Raw genomic sequence first — 17,305 nt, 5'->3', positions numbered from 1 at the left:
GGCGCGGCGGCGGACGCATACCGCCGGCCCGGGCCGGGGCGCGCACGGATCGACCAGGGGTGCACCGGAGGCGGTTCGTTCGGTGGGGATCGAGAGCGACTGCTCACCGAACTCGGTGTGTGGTGAACTGCGGTGCCGGTCAGGGGTGTTCGTGTTCGGTGGGTGTGGGGTGGGATCCGTGGTGTTCGACACGGGGCCGGGAACAGGCGGCAGGCCGCATCCGTCGCGAGGGCACGACCGTCTCCCCTGCGGCGCGCTCACCCGGGGAAGTTCCCGGCGTCGTCGGCCGGTGGCTCCGGAACGACGGTGTCGGGTACGAATCGGGCTCGGGGCGAGGGCCTCGTGGTGGCGTGGTCGAGCTCGGGGGCCGTGCGGGGGTGGTCGTCCGGTGCCCGTAGCCTCCCCGAAGGCGTGCGGATCGGCAGGCGGCGAACCCGGCGGTCGATGCGCGGAGACACCGCCAACGGCTACCTCGTCAACCTGCCCGGGACCTTGACCGATATGGGGTGCCTGCCGATCCGACGGTCCGTCGGCGTGCGCGGCTGGGTCCTCACATCGTGCGCCGTCGCCGTGTGGCTCCGTGCCCGCGCCCCGAACGAATCCCGGGCCCTCGCCCACCCGCCGACGACGGTTCACCGCCCGCGAGGCCCGGCTCCCCACCCGCCGACCCTCGCTGCCGGCCCCATACATCCGCGCGGAACACGGGGGGGCAACTACCCGTCGAGGTGGGTCGGGTCCGGCGGATCCGTCGTCGGCGTTCGCAGCACGTGCCCGCTCACGTGCTCGGGCGCACCAGGCCGGCAGTCGGACCATCGGGGTGCAGATCTCGTGCGAGCAGGGCGCTGCTCGTCGTCACCCGCTCCGGAGCGGGGAACTCGGTCCTGATGTTCCCGACGGGTGGCCAACGCCTGGGCCGCGATGTTCGCGTGGCTGCCTGCGGCGGCGACGCGGGCCTGCGGCGGCACAGGATGGGCTTTCGCCGGGGGGTTGGGGTGGTCGGTGCGGGCAAGTTCGGTGGCCGGCCATGTCGGGAGCAAGGCCGGTATGCGGCAGGTGCCCACGGGGGTGTACACGCCGGTCGGGTGCGGGTGCCGGGCCGGCGGTCCTGGGCGCGGTGGCCGCGATCGAGGACGCCGGCGTCGAGGGGGTGCGGTGTGCCTCAACGGGATCCCCTCGCCCGCGAGGGCATGGCCGAACGTACCGTCGCGTTGGGCGTGGACGCGGTGTCGGTGTCGCTGGACACGGCCGACTCCGCCGCGAACGGCCGCTACCGGCCCGCGCGCAACGGCAAGGACGGCTGGGACCGGGTCGTCGCCGGTGTCACCCACCTGCTCGACGTCCGTGCCGGCGCCGGCCTCGTCCCCCGGGTCGGCCCATACGTGACCATCGGCCGCCGCAACGTCGGCGCCTCGTGCCACGTCCGGCAGACAGCGACGGGCCGACTCAGCGCCGCGCGCAGCTCGGGTCGTCGACGATCACCGCGTTCGCGGGGATGATCACCTCGTCCTCGCCGATCGACACGGAACCCTTGGTCGTCGCGTAGGCGCGCTTGCCGGGCCCGACGCATTTGGTTGCGAGGTTCCCGAACCCGTCGGGAAAGTTGAACACCTCCGCTGGACTGTCCTCTCCCCGACCACCGAGCACCGGACCGTCGGCCTTGCCGCGTTCGTCGTAGTACTTCTGCGAGCAACCGGTGACGGCACCGAGAACCAAAACCACCGACACGACGAGCGCCCACCGCGTCGTGTTCACCCGGCGCATGCGGCGTCGGGGACGATCTGCACGTTGGAGGGGCCGCTCGCGTTGGTGGTCACGTAGGCGCGAAATCCGTGACCGACGCACTTGGTTGCCAAGTTCCCGAACCCGTCCGGCATGTTGAACACCTGGGCCGGGGTGTCGTCGCCGCGCTGGTTCGCCACCGGCGAATCCCCCTTGCCGCGCTCGTCGTCGTCTCCACCACATCCCGACAGCAGCAACACCCCGGCCACCGCGAACGGCACGACGGCCCATCCGAGTCTTCCCACGATCCCCCCGCCCCGTACCGCACTTCGACGAGATCAACCTCGCATCCGGATGGCCGGGGCACCACAGGGACTTCCCCCGATGGCCGGCGACGTCGCCGCGGGACCGGCCCCACGAGCCGGCGCGGGCAGGTGATGGCGCGTCGGTCTTTGGCCTGGTACCGGAACACCACTGGCCCGGAAGAACATGCCTGGATACTCCAGCAAGTGACCAGTGCCGGACTACGCAATGGACGCCACCGCCGCCGTTGCCGGTGCGCCGCAAGGGAGTTCCGCGCCTCACCGTGCGCCGGCGGGTGGGTCTCGTGGGCGGGCCGGCCCGTCAACGAGCGGATGGGGAGCCGGCCTCTCCCCCTTCGATGCGCATCGTCAAAGCTTTGGACCGCGAGGCGCTGCGCGCGCTTCACGGGGAGGCTGGGTGCTTGCGGCTTGGTCTTGACAGCAGTAGTCCGTGACTGGACGCCCACCGGACGGCCACGCCCGGGCGGTGGGGTGCGGCGCGCGGGCGTGGGGGAATTTGGCGGTGGCGGGCGGGCTATGGGGGTTTGCCCCCGCTGTTTTGATGTCCCGTCACGGCCCGGAGGGCGCAGGCCCAGTTCACCGAGGCCATCTGCCACACCTACAACCGGGCGGGCGTCCGCCTGGTCCTCATCGACGAGAGAGGAGAGTCAATAGCGCGGGAATGCCCGGTGGATCGGGCGATGGCCGATGCGCCACCACGTTCGATGGCCCGCGCTGCCAGGCGTCGCCTCCGTGCCGGTCCGCCCCCGCTGCTGCTTCGCCCGGAAGCATCCCGGATGCGAGTGCCGGCTGGATCAGTCGGGCGATCGGGGGTAGTGAGGCGCAGGTCGAGGGTGGAGGTGCGTGGTGGTCGGTGCGTGCGCCGGCGCGCGACGGTGTCACCTGTAGGTGTGGTTTGGCTGCCGGGAGGCGGGTGTTCGGCGTTGTGGGTGCTGTGCTGCTCGAGGCGATGTGCCGGGCCGGTCGTGGTGCCCGCGATCGGTCCGGCCTTGCCGTCCTCGGCCCGCCCTGCGGGGTGGGTCGTGGGGTCGGACACCTTGCGACGTAGGGGGTTTCGTCATGTCCACGATGAGAGAACGGCTCACCGGGCGCTTCGGCAGCGTCGGTATATCGATCGCGGTGGCGGTTGCGGGTCTGACCGCGCCGTTCGCCGTCGGCGGCGCGCAGGCCGCGCCCGGGACGCCGGGTGTGCCGCAGGCGCCTGCGGCGATTTTCGCCGAGGGTTTCGAGAACGGCCAGGGCGCGACGCCGACCCTGCTCACGCACTACACCGGTGGTCCGCCGGTGGGCGAGACGTACACCGCCGACCCGGCCTGGTTGACCGCGTGCAACGGCTGGGTCACGTCGCCGGCCGCGTCGACCACGCCTCCCGCCGGCAGCGGGTGCGTTTCGGGCGACTGGGCTCAGGTCAAGAACCTCGCGGGTGTACTCGGTCAGTGGTCGGGCGGTTCCTCGACCACGAACCACGCCGTGACGGCGTACACCGCGGGCAATCCGGGGGCCGGCAAGGTGCAGTTGGAGACGGCGGCACCGATCCCGTTGCCTGCGGGGCGGCGCTTCATCGCGTTCTCGGTCGACATCGCCGAGGTCAACTGCTTCGCCAACCACTCCAAGTTCAGCTTCTACCTGCTCGACGGCGACCGGGCCACGCCCGCGTTCACGCGCCCGATCGAGGCGTGTGTGGATGCCACGACGACGATCGGCGGGGCCAAGGTCGGCACCTTCACCAGCAACGGCGCCGTGCTGTTCGCCGGCAACCGGGCCGGCATCCGACTGGTGAACGAGCAGCCGAGCGGCACCGGCAACGACGTGGCCTTCGACAACGTCAAGCTCGTCGACGCGAGCCCGCAGGTCGACATCGGCTTCGCGCCGACGCCGGTGCTCACCGGTGGCACCTCGACCCTGACCTTCACGATCACGAACACGAACGAGTTGGGCGCCAAGCCCGGTTGGTCGTTCTCGGACGCGCTGCCGGCCGGGCTCAAGGCGACCGGAGTGGCCACGACGACGTGCGATTCCGGTTCGGTCGTCGCGCCGGCGGGTGGGGGCACGGTCGACGTATCCGGCAACCTGACGGCAGGTCAGGAATCCTGCACGGCGCAGGTCCAAGTGACCTCGGCGGCACGCGGGACGTACACGAACTGCGCGGCCGGCTTCACCAACGTGGTCGGGGTGAGCCTGCCCGGGTGCGCGAGCGTCGTGTTCGACACGATGCGCTTCGACGCGCACGCGTACGGGGCCGCGCTGACGTCCCCGCTCGCGAACATCGGCCCGATCGCCGCGTCCGACGTGACGTGCTCGAACGTCGCTGCGGTCGACACCGACAACGTCGCGACCGTGTCGCTGGGCGTCGTCGGCAACGCGGGCGTGGTCACCACCCGCGCGGAGGGCACGTTCGACGCGAACGGCCTGCAGCGGGCGAACGCGCGCGCCGAGACGGCCGGGGTGAACCTGCTCGGCGGACTGGTCACGGCGGACGTCGTCGAAGCGGTCGCCACCGTGCAGGGCGACGCGAACGGCGGTGCGACGCCGAGCGGTTCGGTCACGTTGGCGAACCTGCGGGTGGCCGGGGTGCCGGTGGTGAACCCCAACGTCAACGTGGATATCACGATCCCGCTGGTGGCGACGGTGCGCGTGAACGAGCGGGTGGTCGACCCCAACGGTCGGGGGATTACGGTCAACGCGCTGCGGATCACGTTGTTGTCCGGCGTGAGCGTCGTGGTTTCGCATGCGCGGGTGGCGCTGACGTTGCCGGGAGCCACGTGCCCGACCGCGTGAGATGAGGCGAACGAGTCCGGGCGCGGCGGCCGTTCACGGTCGCCGCGCCGCGTGTGTGGCGGCGGTGGCGGGTACGGCGTTGTCCGAGACAGAGCCGCGATCGTGTCGGGGCGGCACTGTGTGGCGCTACGCGGTTCTCAACTCTCGTTCCCACGTGTCGCGTGTCGGGTTTCGAGTGTGGGGTGCCCACGGCGCGTCGAATCGTTTCGTCGGCGATTGCCCGGCGTATCGATGTCGTATTCCACTTCGTCCGATGGATGTCGTCGCTGGATCCCGCGCGCGGGCGCACAGCCCGGGCGGCCCGGACCGGTGGCCGGCGGGTGGCCGGCGGGTGGCCGGCGGCCGGTGTGGCATGCCTGGGGACATAGGTCACGAACCGCTTCCGGCAGGGCCCCGTGCTTCGCAACGAAGCACACCGGATTCACGAACCGAAGTCCCATGTCGCAAAACACGGACCAACATTCGCCATCGGTGCCCCACCACAGGTCGGAGCGCCGCGCCCGAACAACGCGGCACCGCCTTCCGGTTGTTGCGACATGGCACCCGGATCGTACGGAATCATCCGCATCCTCAAGTCATCCCTGCGGCATCCACAGCGGCGGCGACGAAGGAGGCGACCAGGCGGCGGCGGTCCTGCTGTGCCCACGCGAGGACGAGTTCGCTGTGGGGGGCGTCGATCACGGGCCGGTATACGAGGTCGGGGTGCATGGGCTGGGCCAGCGAGCGGGGCAACATCGCGATGGTGCGTCCCAGTCTGATCATGTGTAGGGCTTCGGCTGCGTCCGTGACCTCGGGGCCCGGCTCCGTCTCGGGTGCTCCGGTCCAGCGCACACCCTTCCAGCGTGGCAGTGTCTCCCGGGCGAGGTCGGCGAGTGTGACCTCCGGGTGAGAGGCGAGCCGGTGGTCCGGCGGCAGGATCGCGACACGTCCTTCGACCATCAGGGTTTCGTGGTCCAGGCCGGTCATGTCGTCGAACGGCGCATACAGCAGGGCAACATCCGCGCGGCCATCTCGGACGTAGTCGGCGCGGTCGGTTGCTCCGCCGAAGAGGATGTCCACCCGGCGGGCGTCGGGCCGGCCGGCGTAGGCGGCCAGGATGCCCGACAGGAGGTTCGCGTCGCCGCCCGGTTTGATCACCAGGCGCAGATGGGCCTGCTGATCGCCGGCCCGGCGGGCCTTCTCGGCGGCCGCGCCGACGGCGTTGAGGGCGTGCCGGCCGTGGTGCAGGAGTGCTTCGCCGGCGAGAGTGAGGGCGACGTGCCTGCTGGAGCGCTCCAGCAGCGTCACTCCGAGCCGGGATTCCAGGCGCCGGACCGCTTTGGACAGGGCCGGCTGCGCGATCGCCAGGCGGGCCGCTGCGTGACCGAAGTGCAGTTCCTCGGCCACGGCGACGAAGTACTCCAGCTCGCGGGTCTCCAGCTCGGCCATGCCGCGACACTACCGCGCAATCCATTCCTGCCAGGCATCGAAAGAGAACGGATGGATCTTGGACAGGTGCCGGAAACGCCTGTTCTCTGGAGGCATGATTCACCACACGATGATCGTGGCATTCGACAGTCCGATTCCTGCGAGTGAGCTGGACCGGTACCTCGAGGAGTTCGAGGAGCTCGTGATGGGTTCCGGTCTGGTCGAGTCGGTCGCGGCCCGGCACCATATTCGTGTCCCGGGCGACGACCACGCTCCGGTGGCCATCGCCAGCGCCATCCTGCAGCTACGCGTGGCCGATCTCGATGCCTTGAACGCGACCTTCACCATGCCCGGGGCGATCGACCTGATCAAGCGCTGGCAGAGCCGCTACCCGTACAAGGCGATCTGGGTCAACCACGAGCCGCTGGCATGAGCGGCCGCAGCGGCGGCGCTTCAGCCGCAGTGTGACGCCCGAAGCGCCGCCGCGCCGCTTTCGTACCGCGAGCGGCCTCCGGATCGCCGATCGTGCCCCGGCCGACCCGACGCACCAACGCCGCGCTCCCGACTGCCCGCCTCGGCTCCGACCGGGCCACCACCGTCGAGATCGACACCCGCTCGCCGTAAATGCCCGGCGAGCGCCGGACATGTCGGGTGCCCCACGCCCGGCGACCTCGTCCGGTGGTCACGCGATCACGCGAAGCCGGAACCGGAACCGGAACACCGGCAGGTGATCGTGCGTCAGACTCCGGTATGGCGCGGTCGGTTCGCGGCTCATGCCGACTCCCAACGCGGTTTCCACATCGATCGCCAAACGGTTCGGGGCTGCGCCGAGCGCGGTCGCGGTGGCGCCGAGTGCCCTCGAAATGGGCCCGAGCTTCGGGCTTGACGGCACAGTTATTGAGTAATAACTTACTTCGCATGGCAGCCCCCAGCCGCGCGACCGGCACCGTCCGGATGAGCGCCGACGAACGTCGCGTCGCAGTCATCCGCGCCGCCGTCGCCGAGTTCGCCAGGGGCGGCCTGAACGGCACCTCCACCGCGGCGATCGCGAAGCGCGTCGGCGTCTCGCAGCCGTACCTGTTCCGCCTGTTCGATGACAAGAAGGCGCTTTTCCTCGCCACCGTGGAGTACGGCTTCGACCGTGTCGAGGAGCGCTTCCGCCGCGCCACCGAAGGTCTCACCGGCTTCCCGGCGATGCATGCGATGGCGCACGCCTACCACGACTTCCTCGGCAACGACACCGATCTGCTGCGCATCCAGCTCCAGGCGTACGCCGCGGCCGAGGACCCCGAACTGCGGGCCGACATCCGCAGGTTCTGGGATCGGCTGGACTCGTTCGTCCGCGAGGTCACCGGAGCCGACGGCGACGAGCTCACCAACTTCTTCGCTCGCGGCATGCTCTGTAACGTCGTCGCCTCGCTCGACCTGCCCCGCGACCGGTACTTCAACGACACGCTCTCCGCGGAAGGCGAGCTGCTCAGCTGCGACCTGTGCGAGAGCCCCGAGCGGTTCGGCGGGCCACCCGCAGCCACGCCGTCCGACTGAACCCCGTTCGCGCCACCCGCCGGACCTTCTTCGCGCACCGCGGGCAGCCGTCGGGGCGGAACTCTCCGACCCTCAAAAGTTAGTAATCAATAACTAAATTCGGTGTCTCCTCGATAGTAAGTCATCAATCACTACCTCCGGACTCGACCCCAAGGGATCCCATGAGCAAGCAGCAGACGCGACCCGCGACCGGATCGCGCACGGTCCTGTGGACCTTCCTCGCCTCGAGCTTCGCCCTCTTCATGGCCTCGCTCGACAACCTCGTCGTCACCACCGCCCTGCCGTCCATCCGTGACGACCTCGACGCCGGGATATCCGAGCTGGAATGGACGGTGAACGCCTACACCCTCAGCTTCGCGGTGTTGCTCATGCTGGGCGCCGCACTGGGCGACCGATTCGGCCGCCGCCGGATCTTCGCGACCGGTATCGGGATCTTCACGGTCGCCTCCGCGATCGCCGCGATCGCCCCGAACTCCGACACACTCATCGTCGCCCGCGCCCTACAGGGTGCCGGGGCCGCCGCGATCCTCCCGATCAGCCTCACGGTTCTGACCCGCGCGGTCACCCCGGAGAAGCGCCCGATGGCCCTGGGTCTGTGGGGCGGCATCAACGGACTCGCTGTCGCCCTGGGCCCACTGGTCGGCGGTGCCGTCGTCGAACACGGCTCCTGGCAGTGGATCTTCTGGCTGAACGTCCCGCTCGGCCTGGTCCTGGTCCCGCTCACGCTGCGCAAGGTGGACGAGAGCTTCGGCCCCAACAGCCGCCTCGACCCGGTCGGCACCGCCCTCGTCAGCCTCGGCCTGCTCGGCCTCGTCTTCGGGCTGGTCCGCGGTGAGGGCCACGGCTGGTCCAGCGTCGGCGTCATCGCCCCGATCGCCGTAGGTGTCGTACTGCTCGCCGCTTTCGTCGGCTACGAGCGCCGCGCCGCACAGCCCATGCTGCCCATGACGATGTTCCGCAACCGTGCCTTCACCGCCCTGACCTTCTCCGGGCTGCTCATGTTCGCCGGCGTCTTCGGCTCGATCTTCCTGCTCACCCAGTACCTCCAGGGCGTCCAGGGCTACTCGCCGCTCGAAGCGGGTCTGCGGATCCTGCCGTGGACGATGATGCCCGTGGTCATCGCGCCGCTCGCCGGCCCGCTGGCCGCCCGGATCGGCGGCCGGCCGCTCGTCGTCGCGGGTCTCGCCCTGAGCGCGGCGGGTCTGGCCTGGTTCGCGCTCACCGCGTCGACCGACGTCACCTACGCGCAGCAGATCCCGGCCCTGATCCTCAGCGGACTGGGCATGTCGCTGTACTTCATCCCCACCGCCGGCCTGCTGATGTCCGTGGTCCATACCGACGAACAGGGTGTCGCCTCCGGAGCCAACAACGCGATGCGCGAACTCGGCGGCGTCCTCGGCGTCGCGGTGCTCGCCTCGGTCTTCAGCGCCAACGGCGGCTTCACTTCCTCCCAGAGCTTCGTCGACGGTCTCGTCCCCGCGCTGTGGGTCGGCGTGGCCCTGGCCGGCATCGGCTCGGTCACCGCCGCGCTGATCCCGCGCACCCGCGCCGAGGCGGCGACGAACGCCCCGGCCCCGAAGGTCCCGATCGGCGTCTGACCCCGCACCCCCGCCGGCACCCCGCAGGCGCGTCCTCTCCGGAGGCCGCGCCCGCAGGCGTACGCGTCACCTCCGCCGCGCCGACCGGGACCCGGCCCGACGGTCCCCACCGCGCGACGCGGCGGCCCCGCCCACCTTCGTCGCCCGGCGACGGTGGGCGGGGCCGCCGACCGGCAAGCCCCGAGTCACGCAAGGAACATCACCCCGCGCACCCGACTCGGTTCCGTGAGGCCGACCCCGGCAACCTCGAACAGACGCTGCGCCTCCACCGACAACGGCCGGCACGGTCCAGGTCGCCTGGGACGGCGGGCCGTTGCACGGCGATGCCCCGACAGACTCGCGCACGCCCGCCGCACACACCTTCCACCGGCCGTGCAGCTTCTCCCCCGACGCCGGAACGGCCCGCGCCGCTCCCTGGTCGTGACGCCACGAGCAGATCCCCCTCGCCTATCGCCACCGGATGGCAGCGGGGGCCGCAAACCGTCGACGAGCGGCCGAGAAGGCTGCCGAACACCACGATGAACGCAGCCGGAATCCTGTACCCGAACGTGGTCGCCCCCCGGAAGACCCGCACGCCCGCGACCGGGTCGCACAACGAGCGCGGAACGCAGGCCCGCCGAGCCAACGGGTGAAACCCACGCCCGCACCGCCACGAAACAGACGGCGAAGCGCGCGTCTACCCGCGCCGAGGACCGTCGCCCAGCCCGCAGGCGGGCCGACGGAGAAACGCGTCGCACAACAGGCGCAACCTCGGACCGGCGGGCACCGGGACAACGACCGGAAGCAGCATGAGGCTTCCGGTCCAGTGCAGGAACACATCGACGACGACGCGGCCGTCGTCGGGACAACGCGGGTCCATCTCGACACTTCGCGGACGAGTCCCCGCAGCAAGGCGCAAACGTCCACGACCCGACAGCCCGAGGGCAACCACGAGACGACACTCGGCTCGACACACAGGCCGCGCCGGCCGACCCCGGTCACCGTCACCCGGTACGTGGTCACCGGCGGGATCGGTGCACGACCCGCAGAGACGCTCCGGACGCCGCCGGTCGCCCCCACCTCCACGACGCCGGCGACAGCGCGGAGAAACCGGATCCGACCACGCCTGCGGAACGTGGACAAGCAAACGGGCCGACAGCCGGAACCGACGGCCGCCACGAAACCGGGGCCGAGGCCACCGACGACGGCCTCGTACGGGGCGGCTGACCCCGGTGATTGCCCGCCAACGCGGGCATCGACGAGGTACACCCGTACTCCAATGGGACAGATCCTTGGAGAAGTTCCGCCCCGGATGCACCACCGGCGACGAAGACATCGGCGCACGGCCGCGCAACGCCCGCAGGGCGCCGTCAGGAGGCAACTCAAGCTCGGGAGGCTGCCACCACTCGACGAACTCGACAACGGCACCGGCGCGGCTGCGGAGGTCGGTGAAACGACGATCGGCACCGTGTCGGCGGAGGTGGGACAAGGCGCGAGGAACGTTGGAGGTGAGCGTCCGCCCCGCCCCGCCGCAGAGCAGAGCGGACGTTCGGAGCGATCAACACGCCGTCCTGCCGACACGTCGCGGAGGTCGCGGCTGGATCAGTACTCGTAGAGCGCTGTCAGGCGAGGCAGACGGTGTCTCATCTCGGCCTGATCGTCGAAGTCGAAGTTCCAGTCGGGGTCGAGATTCGGGTATCGGATGGTGAACACATCGGCGGGGAGTTCTTCGCCGGTCGCCGTTTCGTGTGCGTTCCGGACGATACTCAGTGCTTCCTCGCCGTCGATGTCCGCTCCGTCGGCCGCTGCGGCTCCGATCGCCGGGAGTTCGGCGAGTGCGTCGGGGTCGGCGAGGACGCGCTCGAAGGTGTCGCGGCCTTGCAGGATCAGCCGGCCTCGGAAGTAGTCGAAGCCGTCGTCGGAGCATCCGCCGTTGATCACGTAGGCGGCGGCCCACGGCGGACTCCGGTAGGACGCGGCCATCAGGTCCCACAGAGCCTGTTGGCCCGCGATGATCTCGGCGCGAGGGCGAGCAGCCAACAGAGAACTGGCCCGGTGAGCAAGGGCGTTGCCGTCCGCGAGATCGGGCAGCCCGCTGCGGGCGTCCTCGATCAGCGTCCAGAACCCGTTGGTGTCCATGGCGGTCGAGGCTGTCATCTCGAACCGACAGCACACTGCTGCGGCACGTTGCCGGTCTCGGCGGACGGGCCCGCGTCCAGGTTCGGAAGGCCCGTCCGGACGGGCCGCCGCTGAATGAACGGCTCCGGGCGCATCGTGGATGCCGTCGTCGTCGGGCGTTCAACACGTTCCCTCTTTCCGCGCGGCGCGACCAGGGTCTGTTCGAGACCCGAGACCTCGCCGAGCCATCGGCGTCGGCATTCCCGGGCCTCGGCAATCCGGGTGCCGAGGTTGTCTTCGAGGTCGCGCGCGCGAGCCGGTTCTCGAGTTCCGCCGACTCCTCCGTGGGCAGCGGCTCCCGCGTCCGGGCGGTCGTCGGCGGGCTACCGCTGTGGGCGGCCGACCGTCCCGGGTCCGGCACTCCCGCCCGGGTCTGCCCGCTCGTGCGCTCCGTATCCGGTCCTCGGCGGCGGGCGGGGCGGATGATATTCGCTCGGGCCCTCTCGCCGGCTCGATCGCGGCCGCGAGGTCGGCGCGTGCCTGCGCGGTCGGACAATCACCACGACATCCGTGAAAAGGACTATGACGGCCGTGCTCTGTGCATCGCCCCGCCCGATCGGCCCGCATAGATTCGAGACGATCGCGGGTGGTGACCTCGTCCGGTGTCGGTCGCTGTGGGCCGATGCCGTCGAGTCGACACGCCCGTACCCGCCGCCGCCGAGGAAGGTCGACGTGGACATCGACGACACGGACATCGACAAGCCGCACAGCGAAGCGCCGGACGAAGCCGCTTCGCGGGGCATCACCCGGAAGAACCTGTTCAAGGCCGCGCTCGTGGCCGCGCCCCTGCCGTTCCTGATCGGCGGCGTCCCCGCGCTGGCCCGCTCCTCGCGCGACTCGGGCACCGATCTGGCTCCGACGCCGTTCTGCCACGACGGCGACGCACCCACGATCGCACAGACCGAGGGGCCGTACTTCAAGCCCAACTCGCCGTTGCGCACGGTACTCGCCACGTCGAGCACCCCGGGCATCCCGCTCACCGTGACCGGCTACGTCTTCGGCCGCCAGTGTCAGCCGCTCGCCAACGTGCTCCTGGACTTCTGGCAGGCGGACACCAACGGCAACTACGACAACACCGGATTCGCCTTCCGCGGCCACCAGTTCACCAACGCGCAGGGGGCGTACACGCTCACCACGATCGTGCCCGGCCTGTACCCGGGCCGCACCCGACACCTGCACATGAAGGTCCAGGCGCCCAACCGCGGCATCCTCACCACGCAGACGTACTTCCCCGGTGAGCCGCGCAACAACACCGACACCATCTACGACCCCCGACTGCTGATGACGGTTCGTCAGGTCGGGTCGGGTCGTGAGGCGTCGTTCGACTTCGTGCTCAACATCAACGGCACACCGCCGACGACTCCGCCCACCGGCCGCGCATGGGCGGTCGGTACGAACTACGCCGTGGGCGACCAGGTCACGTACGGCGGCTCGACCTACCGCTGCCTCGTGGCCCACTTGTCCCGACCGGGCTGGGAACCGCCGAACTACGACTTCCTGTGGCGGCGCCTCTGACCCTCTCGTCCGACCCGGGAACCGGCCGGCCCCGTCCCCACGGTCCGGGGCCGGCCGGTTCACCGCGCACACGCCGCGAACGCGCTCGCACGCTCGAGCACACCGGCCGTACCCCCTACGGTCGCGTGCGCGAACACCACTGCCCACCCCGGTCGCGCATCCCGAGTCCGCCTCGGATCCGATTCACGTGTGTCCCGGCCCGGACCCGACAACCCGCCCTGACCGGCCAACCGACACCTCCCACGCCACGGGGGAAGTTCCCCTCGGTCGCGGCCGACGCCTCGGGGATCCGGTTGGCCGCGCCGTGGCCCCGCCGCATGGTGCCCGGCCCGCCGGCGCACCCTGCCGCAGGGCCGGACGCCGTGCGGACGCTTCGCCGCTGCGATCGACCGAAGCGGATATGTCCCCCTGCGGCACGCGCGCCCGGCCGCGAACGGCCACGACGGCCCGACCGTGGGCATGCCGCGTGCCCGGCGGTGCTTGCCGCAGCCGCCCTCGTCACACCGGCTGAGCACGTCCTCGGCCGGTAGGCGTCCGTCTGCGCCGCGTTCACCCTCCGGCGCAGCGGCCTCAGGCTGCCGCGACGCGCCGCGCCCGCGGGCGGTTGCCTTGCAGGGCCGCGCGCAGCGTCGGACCCAGGATCCGGCGTACGTCCGCCGCCGACGGGCGCGTGGCGGCCGGCAGCGGCTGGAGGTAGCGGGTGAAGATCAGGCCGCCGATCACGACGACCACCGCGGTCGCGCGCTCGGTCGCGTCGGTGCCGCCGAGATATTCAGCAATCTGCGGCAACACCTCCCCGTCGAGATACTCGCGCAGCACCCCCATCACGTCCTCGTCCTGCAGCGCTTCGCGGTTGACGACGGTCGCGTCCCACAGGTCGGTGACGGCTTGCAGAATCCGGTCGGCGACCCCGGCCGGGTCGCCCTGCAGTGCCTCGCCGAGCCCCAGCGACTGCGCGCACTGCAGCTCTGTGACCTCGCCGAACAACTGCTGCTTCGACCCGAAGTGGTACTTGATCAGCGCCTGGTCCACGCCCGCCGCGGCGGCGATCGCCCGCAGCGTCGTACGCCGGTAGCCGTGCTCGAGGAACAGCACGCGTGCGGCCTCGGCGATGAGCGCTCTGGTCGGCGGATTGCCGCGCGGACGGCCCCGGGATTTATTCATCGTCCTTGGATACCACGTGTCCGCCCGGCCACAGTCGACCCCAGCGAGCCCCGCGGACACCCCCGGGGCCGGCAACAAGGAGCGACACATGCGCATCACCGTCTTCGGCGCCACCGGACCGACCGGCCGCCGCGTCACCGCCCAGGCCCTCGACGCCGGCCACGAGGTCACCGCCGTCTCCCGCCGGGCGGACGCACTCGCACCCCGCGCGGGCCTGACCGTCGCCAACGTCGACGTGGCGAACGCCGACGCCGTCGCCGCGGCCGTCGCGGGCAGCGACGCGGTCGTCTCGGCGCTGGGTGTGCCACCCACCAGGGAAAGGGTGACGGTCTATTCCGACGGCGTACGCAACATCCTCGCCGGCATGGAACGGCACGGCGTCGAACGCCTCGTCGCGGTCAGCTCCAGCGTGGCCGACCCGAACTGGCGGCCCACCGGCGAACACTTCTTCAACCTCGTCATGGACCCGCTGGTCAACCGCAAGGTGGCCGGGACCGCACACGAGGACATGCGCCGCATGGAAGCCGTGCTGCGGGCAAGCCGGTTGGACTGGACGATCGTCCGCCCCGGCGGATTGTTCGAGCACCACGAGGTCACCGACTACGAACTGGGCGAGGACAGCGTCGACGCTCTCTACACCGCGCGTACCGATCTCGCCGCGGCCATGCTGAGTCAACTCCGGGACGGCCGGTTCGTCCGCAAGGCGATGGGTGTCGGGACCCGCGGCGTCAAAATGAGCATCCCCAAGCTGATCTACCGTCAGGCCAAGGCCCAGAGGGCGGAGAAGGCCGCCGCGGCGCAGAAGGCGGGGGCGGCCGGGTGACGCCCGGTGCCGAGGCGCTCCTTGCGCTGCCCAGCGTCGGGACGCTCACCACCCTGCGCCCCGACGGTTCCCCGCACGTGGTCACCGTCCGGTTCACCTGGGACCGCGCCGCACGGCTGGCCCGCGTTCTGACGATCGACACGACCCGTAAGGCCCGCAACCTGCTCGCGGCCCCCGGCAGCCGGGTCGCGATCTGCCAACCCGAGGGCCCCCGTTGGATCACGCTCGAAGGCACGGCCACCCTGACCGCCGACCCGCGACGCGTCCGCGAAGGCGTACGCCGCTACCTCGCCCGCTACGGATCCCCGCCCCCGTCGCCCTCGGGCCGGGTCGTCATCGAGATAGCCGTGGACCGCACCCTGGGCCTCCACTGACCCGCGCCCGACACCACCCCACACGAGCCGGCGACCACCGGCCGGCCCGTGGCAACGACGCCTTGCCCAGCCGCCGGAGCGGAACCCGGCACCGGGACCGGAACCGGGGCGCAGCAATACGTCGTCGGCGACGGCACCGGACGCGACGACATCGCCGCGACGCACGAAGGGGCCGACGCGTCGTCGGGCCCGTGCGGTGCACGGGCCCGACGACGCGTTGCGAGAGCGACCGCGTTTCCCAGCCTCGATGGTGCCGGTTCCGAGGCGGTCCGCGTCTTCGTCGCCGTGTCGGCGCGGCCGGGAGTGTTCCCGGCCGCGCCGTGGGAGTGCGATCCCGGGCGCGAACTACGCCGCGGTCACCGGCCGGTAGGTGCACACGTGCACGCCCGTGCTGCTGACCACCGTCGAGACCAGTTCGAGCGGGCGCAGCGCGCCGTCGGTCGGGAAGAGCGTCTTTCCGCCGCCGACGAGCACCGGCATGATCATCAGACGCAGCTCGTCGACCAGCCCCTCGGCCACGAGGGTGCGGGCCAGCGAGAGGCTGCCCATCACGACCAGGTCGCGGCCGTCGGTCTCGCGCAGCTTCCTGATCCCGTCCAGCGCCCCGTCCCCGGGGATGCGGGTGGTGTTGTTCCACGTGAGGTCGTCGTCGGCCAGGGTGTCGGAGACGACGTACTTGGCGACCGAGTTCATGTGGTCGGCGAAGGGGTCACCGGCCCGCCCGGGCCACGCCGCGGCCATGACCTGCCACGTCCGGCGCCCGAACAGCAGGGCATCGGTGTCGGCGGCCCACTCCGCGAGCGCGCCACCCATCACCTGCGGGTCGAAGAACGGGTGCGTCCAACCACCGTGGGCGAACCCGCCGTCGGTGTCCTCGTCCGGCCCGCCCGGAGCCTGCATGACGCCGTCCAGACTGACGAACTCACCAATGACAATGCGCATCGAACCGTCTCACTTCCTGGTTGGGTTGATTACCGTTCACCAAAACCGCCGGATCGCGCGGGACTCGTCGGTCCCGACGATCCCTTTTCGAAGGGCACCGCAGCGGGTGCCTCTCGACCGCCTCGTCGTGCGGCGACCTGTGCGTCACCACGACGTCGGTCGCACGGGGCGGGCACCCCCGGTCGACGGAATCCGGGGGGCCTTCGCGCCCACTCGGCGAGCGCGTGCGCAGGCCGGGGGGCGGTGTTCCTCAGGCGGTACGCCGGTAGTGCGCGGCCACGTAGGCGAGCAGCGCGAACATGACGGTCGTACCGATGGCTATGGTCAACGCGCCGGCCGCGCCGCCGCTCATCGCCCAGGCGTCGCCCGCCAACTTGACCGTGGCCGCGACGCGGCAGACGACCGCGAGCCGCCGGTTCCCGAGCCGGGAGAAGTGTCGGCCGAGCAGGTAGCCGATGGCGATCAGCGAGAAGAACGTGATCGACCCGGCGGCCATGTGTCCGTACGCGTGCCAACTCATCGACTCCGGGACGCCGTCCGGCGTGCCCACGGGGAAGCCGTCCGCCGGGTCCATCGTCAGCAGCCCGGCGGCGACCATGCCCACGCCCACCACCCGGACCAGCCGCGGCACCGCGACGCCGCCGGCCGTCCCCTGCATGACCCGCCGCAGCCCGGCCGCGCCGGCGGTGGCCAGGATGCCGGCGATCACGAAGTTGGTGATCTGGAGCCGGCCGAGCGATCCGGTGGCCAACTGGCTGAGCGCGTGCCGGGTCGGCTCGAAACCCTCGCGGGTGAGTGCCTGGGCGACCGACACGGCCACCCACAGTGGACCGGCGACGGCCGCGCAGGCGAGCAGCGCACGGGTGCCGACCGAGCCGCGTTCGGCGGCGGTCCGGGTCCGGTCGGCGGTGACCGGGGGGCGCGGGGGTCGGGTGGTGGTGGTCACGGCGGGCTCCTTCG

15 protein-coding genes are annotated in these 17,305 nt (G+C 71.1%); 8 read left to right on the top strand and 7 right to left on the bottom strand.

Features of this window, described 5'->3' with window-relative positions; genetic code table 11:
* The first annotated feature begins 1,154 nt into the window (after positions 1 to 1,154).
* On the top strand, positions 1,155 to 1,496 hold the full coding sequence (locus ACH4U8_RS43735) for a hypothetical protein (RefSeq protein ID WP_395784067.1): 342 nt from the start codon (positions 1,155 to 1,157) through the stop codon (positions 1,494 to 1,496).
* Here ACH4U8_RS43735 and ACH4U8_RS43730 read toward each other — a convergent pair.
* Both ACH4U8_RS43730 and ACH4U8_RS43725 read right to left on the bottom strand, forming a co-directional pair.
* A complete protein-coding gene (locus ACH4U8_RS43730) occupies positions 1,444 to 1,761 on the bottom strand; it encodes a hypothetical protein (protein ID WP_395784065.1) in 318 nt (105 codons plus the stop codon). The genes ACH4U8_RS43735 and ACH4U8_RS43730 overlap by 53 nt on opposite strands.
* Positions 1,749 to 2,024 (bottom strand): hypothetical protein, encoded by a 276-nt coding sequence (locus ACH4U8_RS43725; protein ID WP_360322388.1) that lies wholly within the window; start codon positions 2,022 to 2,024, stop codon positions 1,749 to 1,751. Before ACH4U8_RS43725 ends, ACH4U8_RS43730 begins: the two co-directional genes overlap by 13 nt.
* A gap of 1,077 nt (positions 2,025 to 3,101) precedes the next feature.
* Between ACH4U8_RS43725 and ACH4U8_RS43720 the strand changes: the two genes are divergently transcribed.
* The gene (locus tag ACH4U8_RS43720; protein WP_395784063.1) at positions 3,102 to 4,820 is read left to right on the top strand and encodes a choice-of-anchor P family protein; all 1,719 of its coding nucleotides are present in this window, start codon (positions 3,102 to 3,104) and stop codon (positions 4,818 to 4,820) included.
* 570 nt (positions 4,821 to 5,390) lie between these two features.
* Here ACH4U8_RS43720 and ACH4U8_RS43715 read toward each other — a convergent pair.
* On the bottom strand, positions 5,391 to 6,248 hold the full coding sequence (locus tag ACH4U8_RS43715) for a LysR family transcriptional regulator (protein WP_395784061.1): 858 nt from the start codon (positions 6,246 to 6,248) through the stop codon (positions 5,391 to 5,393).
* A gap of 94 nt (positions 6,249 to 6,342) precedes the next feature.
* On the opposite strand from ACH4U8_RS43715, the gene ACH4U8_RS43710 reads away from it, so the two are divergent.
* The 3 genes from ACH4U8_RS43710 to ACH4U8_RS43700 all read left to right on the top strand — a co-directional run bounded on the left by ACH4U8_RS43710 (position 6,343) and on the right by ACH4U8_RS43700 (position 9,370).
* Positions 6,343 to 6,660 carry a hypothetical protein gene (locus ACH4U8_RS43710; protein ID WP_395784059.1) on the top strand — a complete coding sequence of 106 codons (318 nt, stop codon included), beginning with the start codon at positions 6,343 to 6,345 and terminating at the stop codon, positions 6,658 to 6,660.
* 485 nt (positions 6,661 to 7,145) lie between these two features.
* On the top strand, positions 7,146 to 7,772 hold the full coding sequence (locus tag ACH4U8_RS43705) for a TetR/AcrR family transcriptional regulator (protein ID WP_395784057.1): 627 nt from the start codon (positions 7,146 to 7,148) through the stop codon (positions 7,770 to 7,772).
* 161 nt (positions 7,773 to 7,933) lie between these two features.
* Positions 7,934 to 9,370: an MFS transporter gene (locus ACH4U8_RS43700; protein WP_395784055.1), complete on the top strand. Its 1,437-nt coding sequence runs from the start codon at positions 7,934 to 7,936 to the stop codon at positions 9,368 to 9,370.
* A 1,581-nt stretch (positions 9,371 to 10,951) separates the two neighbouring features.
* Here ACH4U8_RS43700 and ACH4U8_RS43695 read toward each other — a convergent pair.
* On the bottom strand, positions 10,952 to 11,488 hold the full coding sequence (locus ACH4U8_RS43695; RefSeq protein WP_395784053.1) for a DUF4240 domain-containing protein: 537 nt from the start codon (positions 11,486 to 11,488) through the stop codon (positions 10,952 to 10,954).
* 711 nt (positions 11,489 to 12,199) lie between these two features.
* On the opposite strand from ACH4U8_RS43695, the gene ACH4U8_RS43690 reads away from it, so the two are divergent.
* Entirely contained in the window at positions 12,200 to 13,042 is an 843-nt protein-coding gene (locus ACH4U8_RS43690) for a carbohydrate-binding protein (protein WP_395784051.1), read from the top strand.
* Between the two features lie 570 nt (positions 13,043 to 13,612).
* On the opposite strand, the gene ACH4U8_RS43685 is transcribed toward ACH4U8_RS43690, so the two are convergent.
* Positions 13,613 to 14,206, bottom strand: a complete 594-nt coding sequence (locus ACH4U8_RS43685; RefSeq protein WP_395784049.1) for a TetR/AcrR family transcriptional regulator — start codon at positions 14,204 to 14,206, stop codon at positions 13,613 to 13,615.
* A gap of 88 nt (positions 14,207 to 14,294) precedes the next feature.
* On the opposite strand from ACH4U8_RS43685, the gene ACH4U8_RS43680 reads away from it, so the two are divergent.
* Together ACH4U8_RS43680 and ACH4U8_RS43675 are read left to right on the top strand one after the other, a co-directional pair.
* Positions 14,295 to 15,029, top strand: a complete 735-nt coding sequence (locus ACH4U8_RS43680; protein ID WP_395784047.1) for an NAD(P)-dependent oxidoreductase — start codon at positions 14,295 to 14,297, stop codon at positions 15,027 to 15,029.
* Positions 15,026 to 15,403 carry a pyridoxamine 5'-phosphate oxidase family protein gene (locus tag ACH4U8_RS43675; protein WP_395784045.1) on the top strand — a complete coding sequence of 126 codons (378 nt, stop codon included), beginning with the start codon at positions 15,026 to 15,028 and terminating at the stop codon, positions 15,401 to 15,403. Before ACH4U8_RS43680 ends, ACH4U8_RS43675 begins: the two co-directional genes overlap by 4 nt.
* A 345-nt stretch (positions 15,404 to 15,748) precedes the next feature.
* Here the strand turns inward: ACH4U8_RS43675 and ACH4U8_RS43670 are convergent, their stop codons facing one another.
* Together ACH4U8_RS43670 and ACH4U8_RS43665 are read right to left on the bottom strand one after the other, a co-directional pair.
* Positions 15,749 to 16,345, bottom strand: coding sequence for a dihydrofolate reductase family protein (locus tag ACH4U8_RS43670; RefSeq protein ID WP_360321045.1), 597 nt, complete (start codon positions 16,343 to 16,345; stop codon positions 15,749 to 15,751).
* A 250-nt stretch (positions 16,346 to 16,595) separates the two neighbouring features.
* The gene (locus tag ACH4U8_RS43665) at positions 16,596 to 17,291 is read right to left on the bottom strand and encodes a DUF998 domain-containing protein (RefSeq protein WP_360321048.1); all 696 of its coding nucleotides are present in this window, start codon (positions 17,289 to 17,291) and stop codon (positions 16,596 to 16,598) included.
* Positions 17,292 to 17,305 lie beyond the last annotated feature (14 nt).

The sequence above is a fragment of the Embleya sp. NPDC020886 genome (assembly GCF_044333915.1).
GTDB lineage: Bacteria > Actinomycetota > Actinomycetes > Streptomycetales > Streptomycetaceae > Embleya.
The sequence above is the reverse complement of the archived record's forward strand: the minus strand, read 5'-3'. Positions and strand labels throughout refer to the sequence as shown.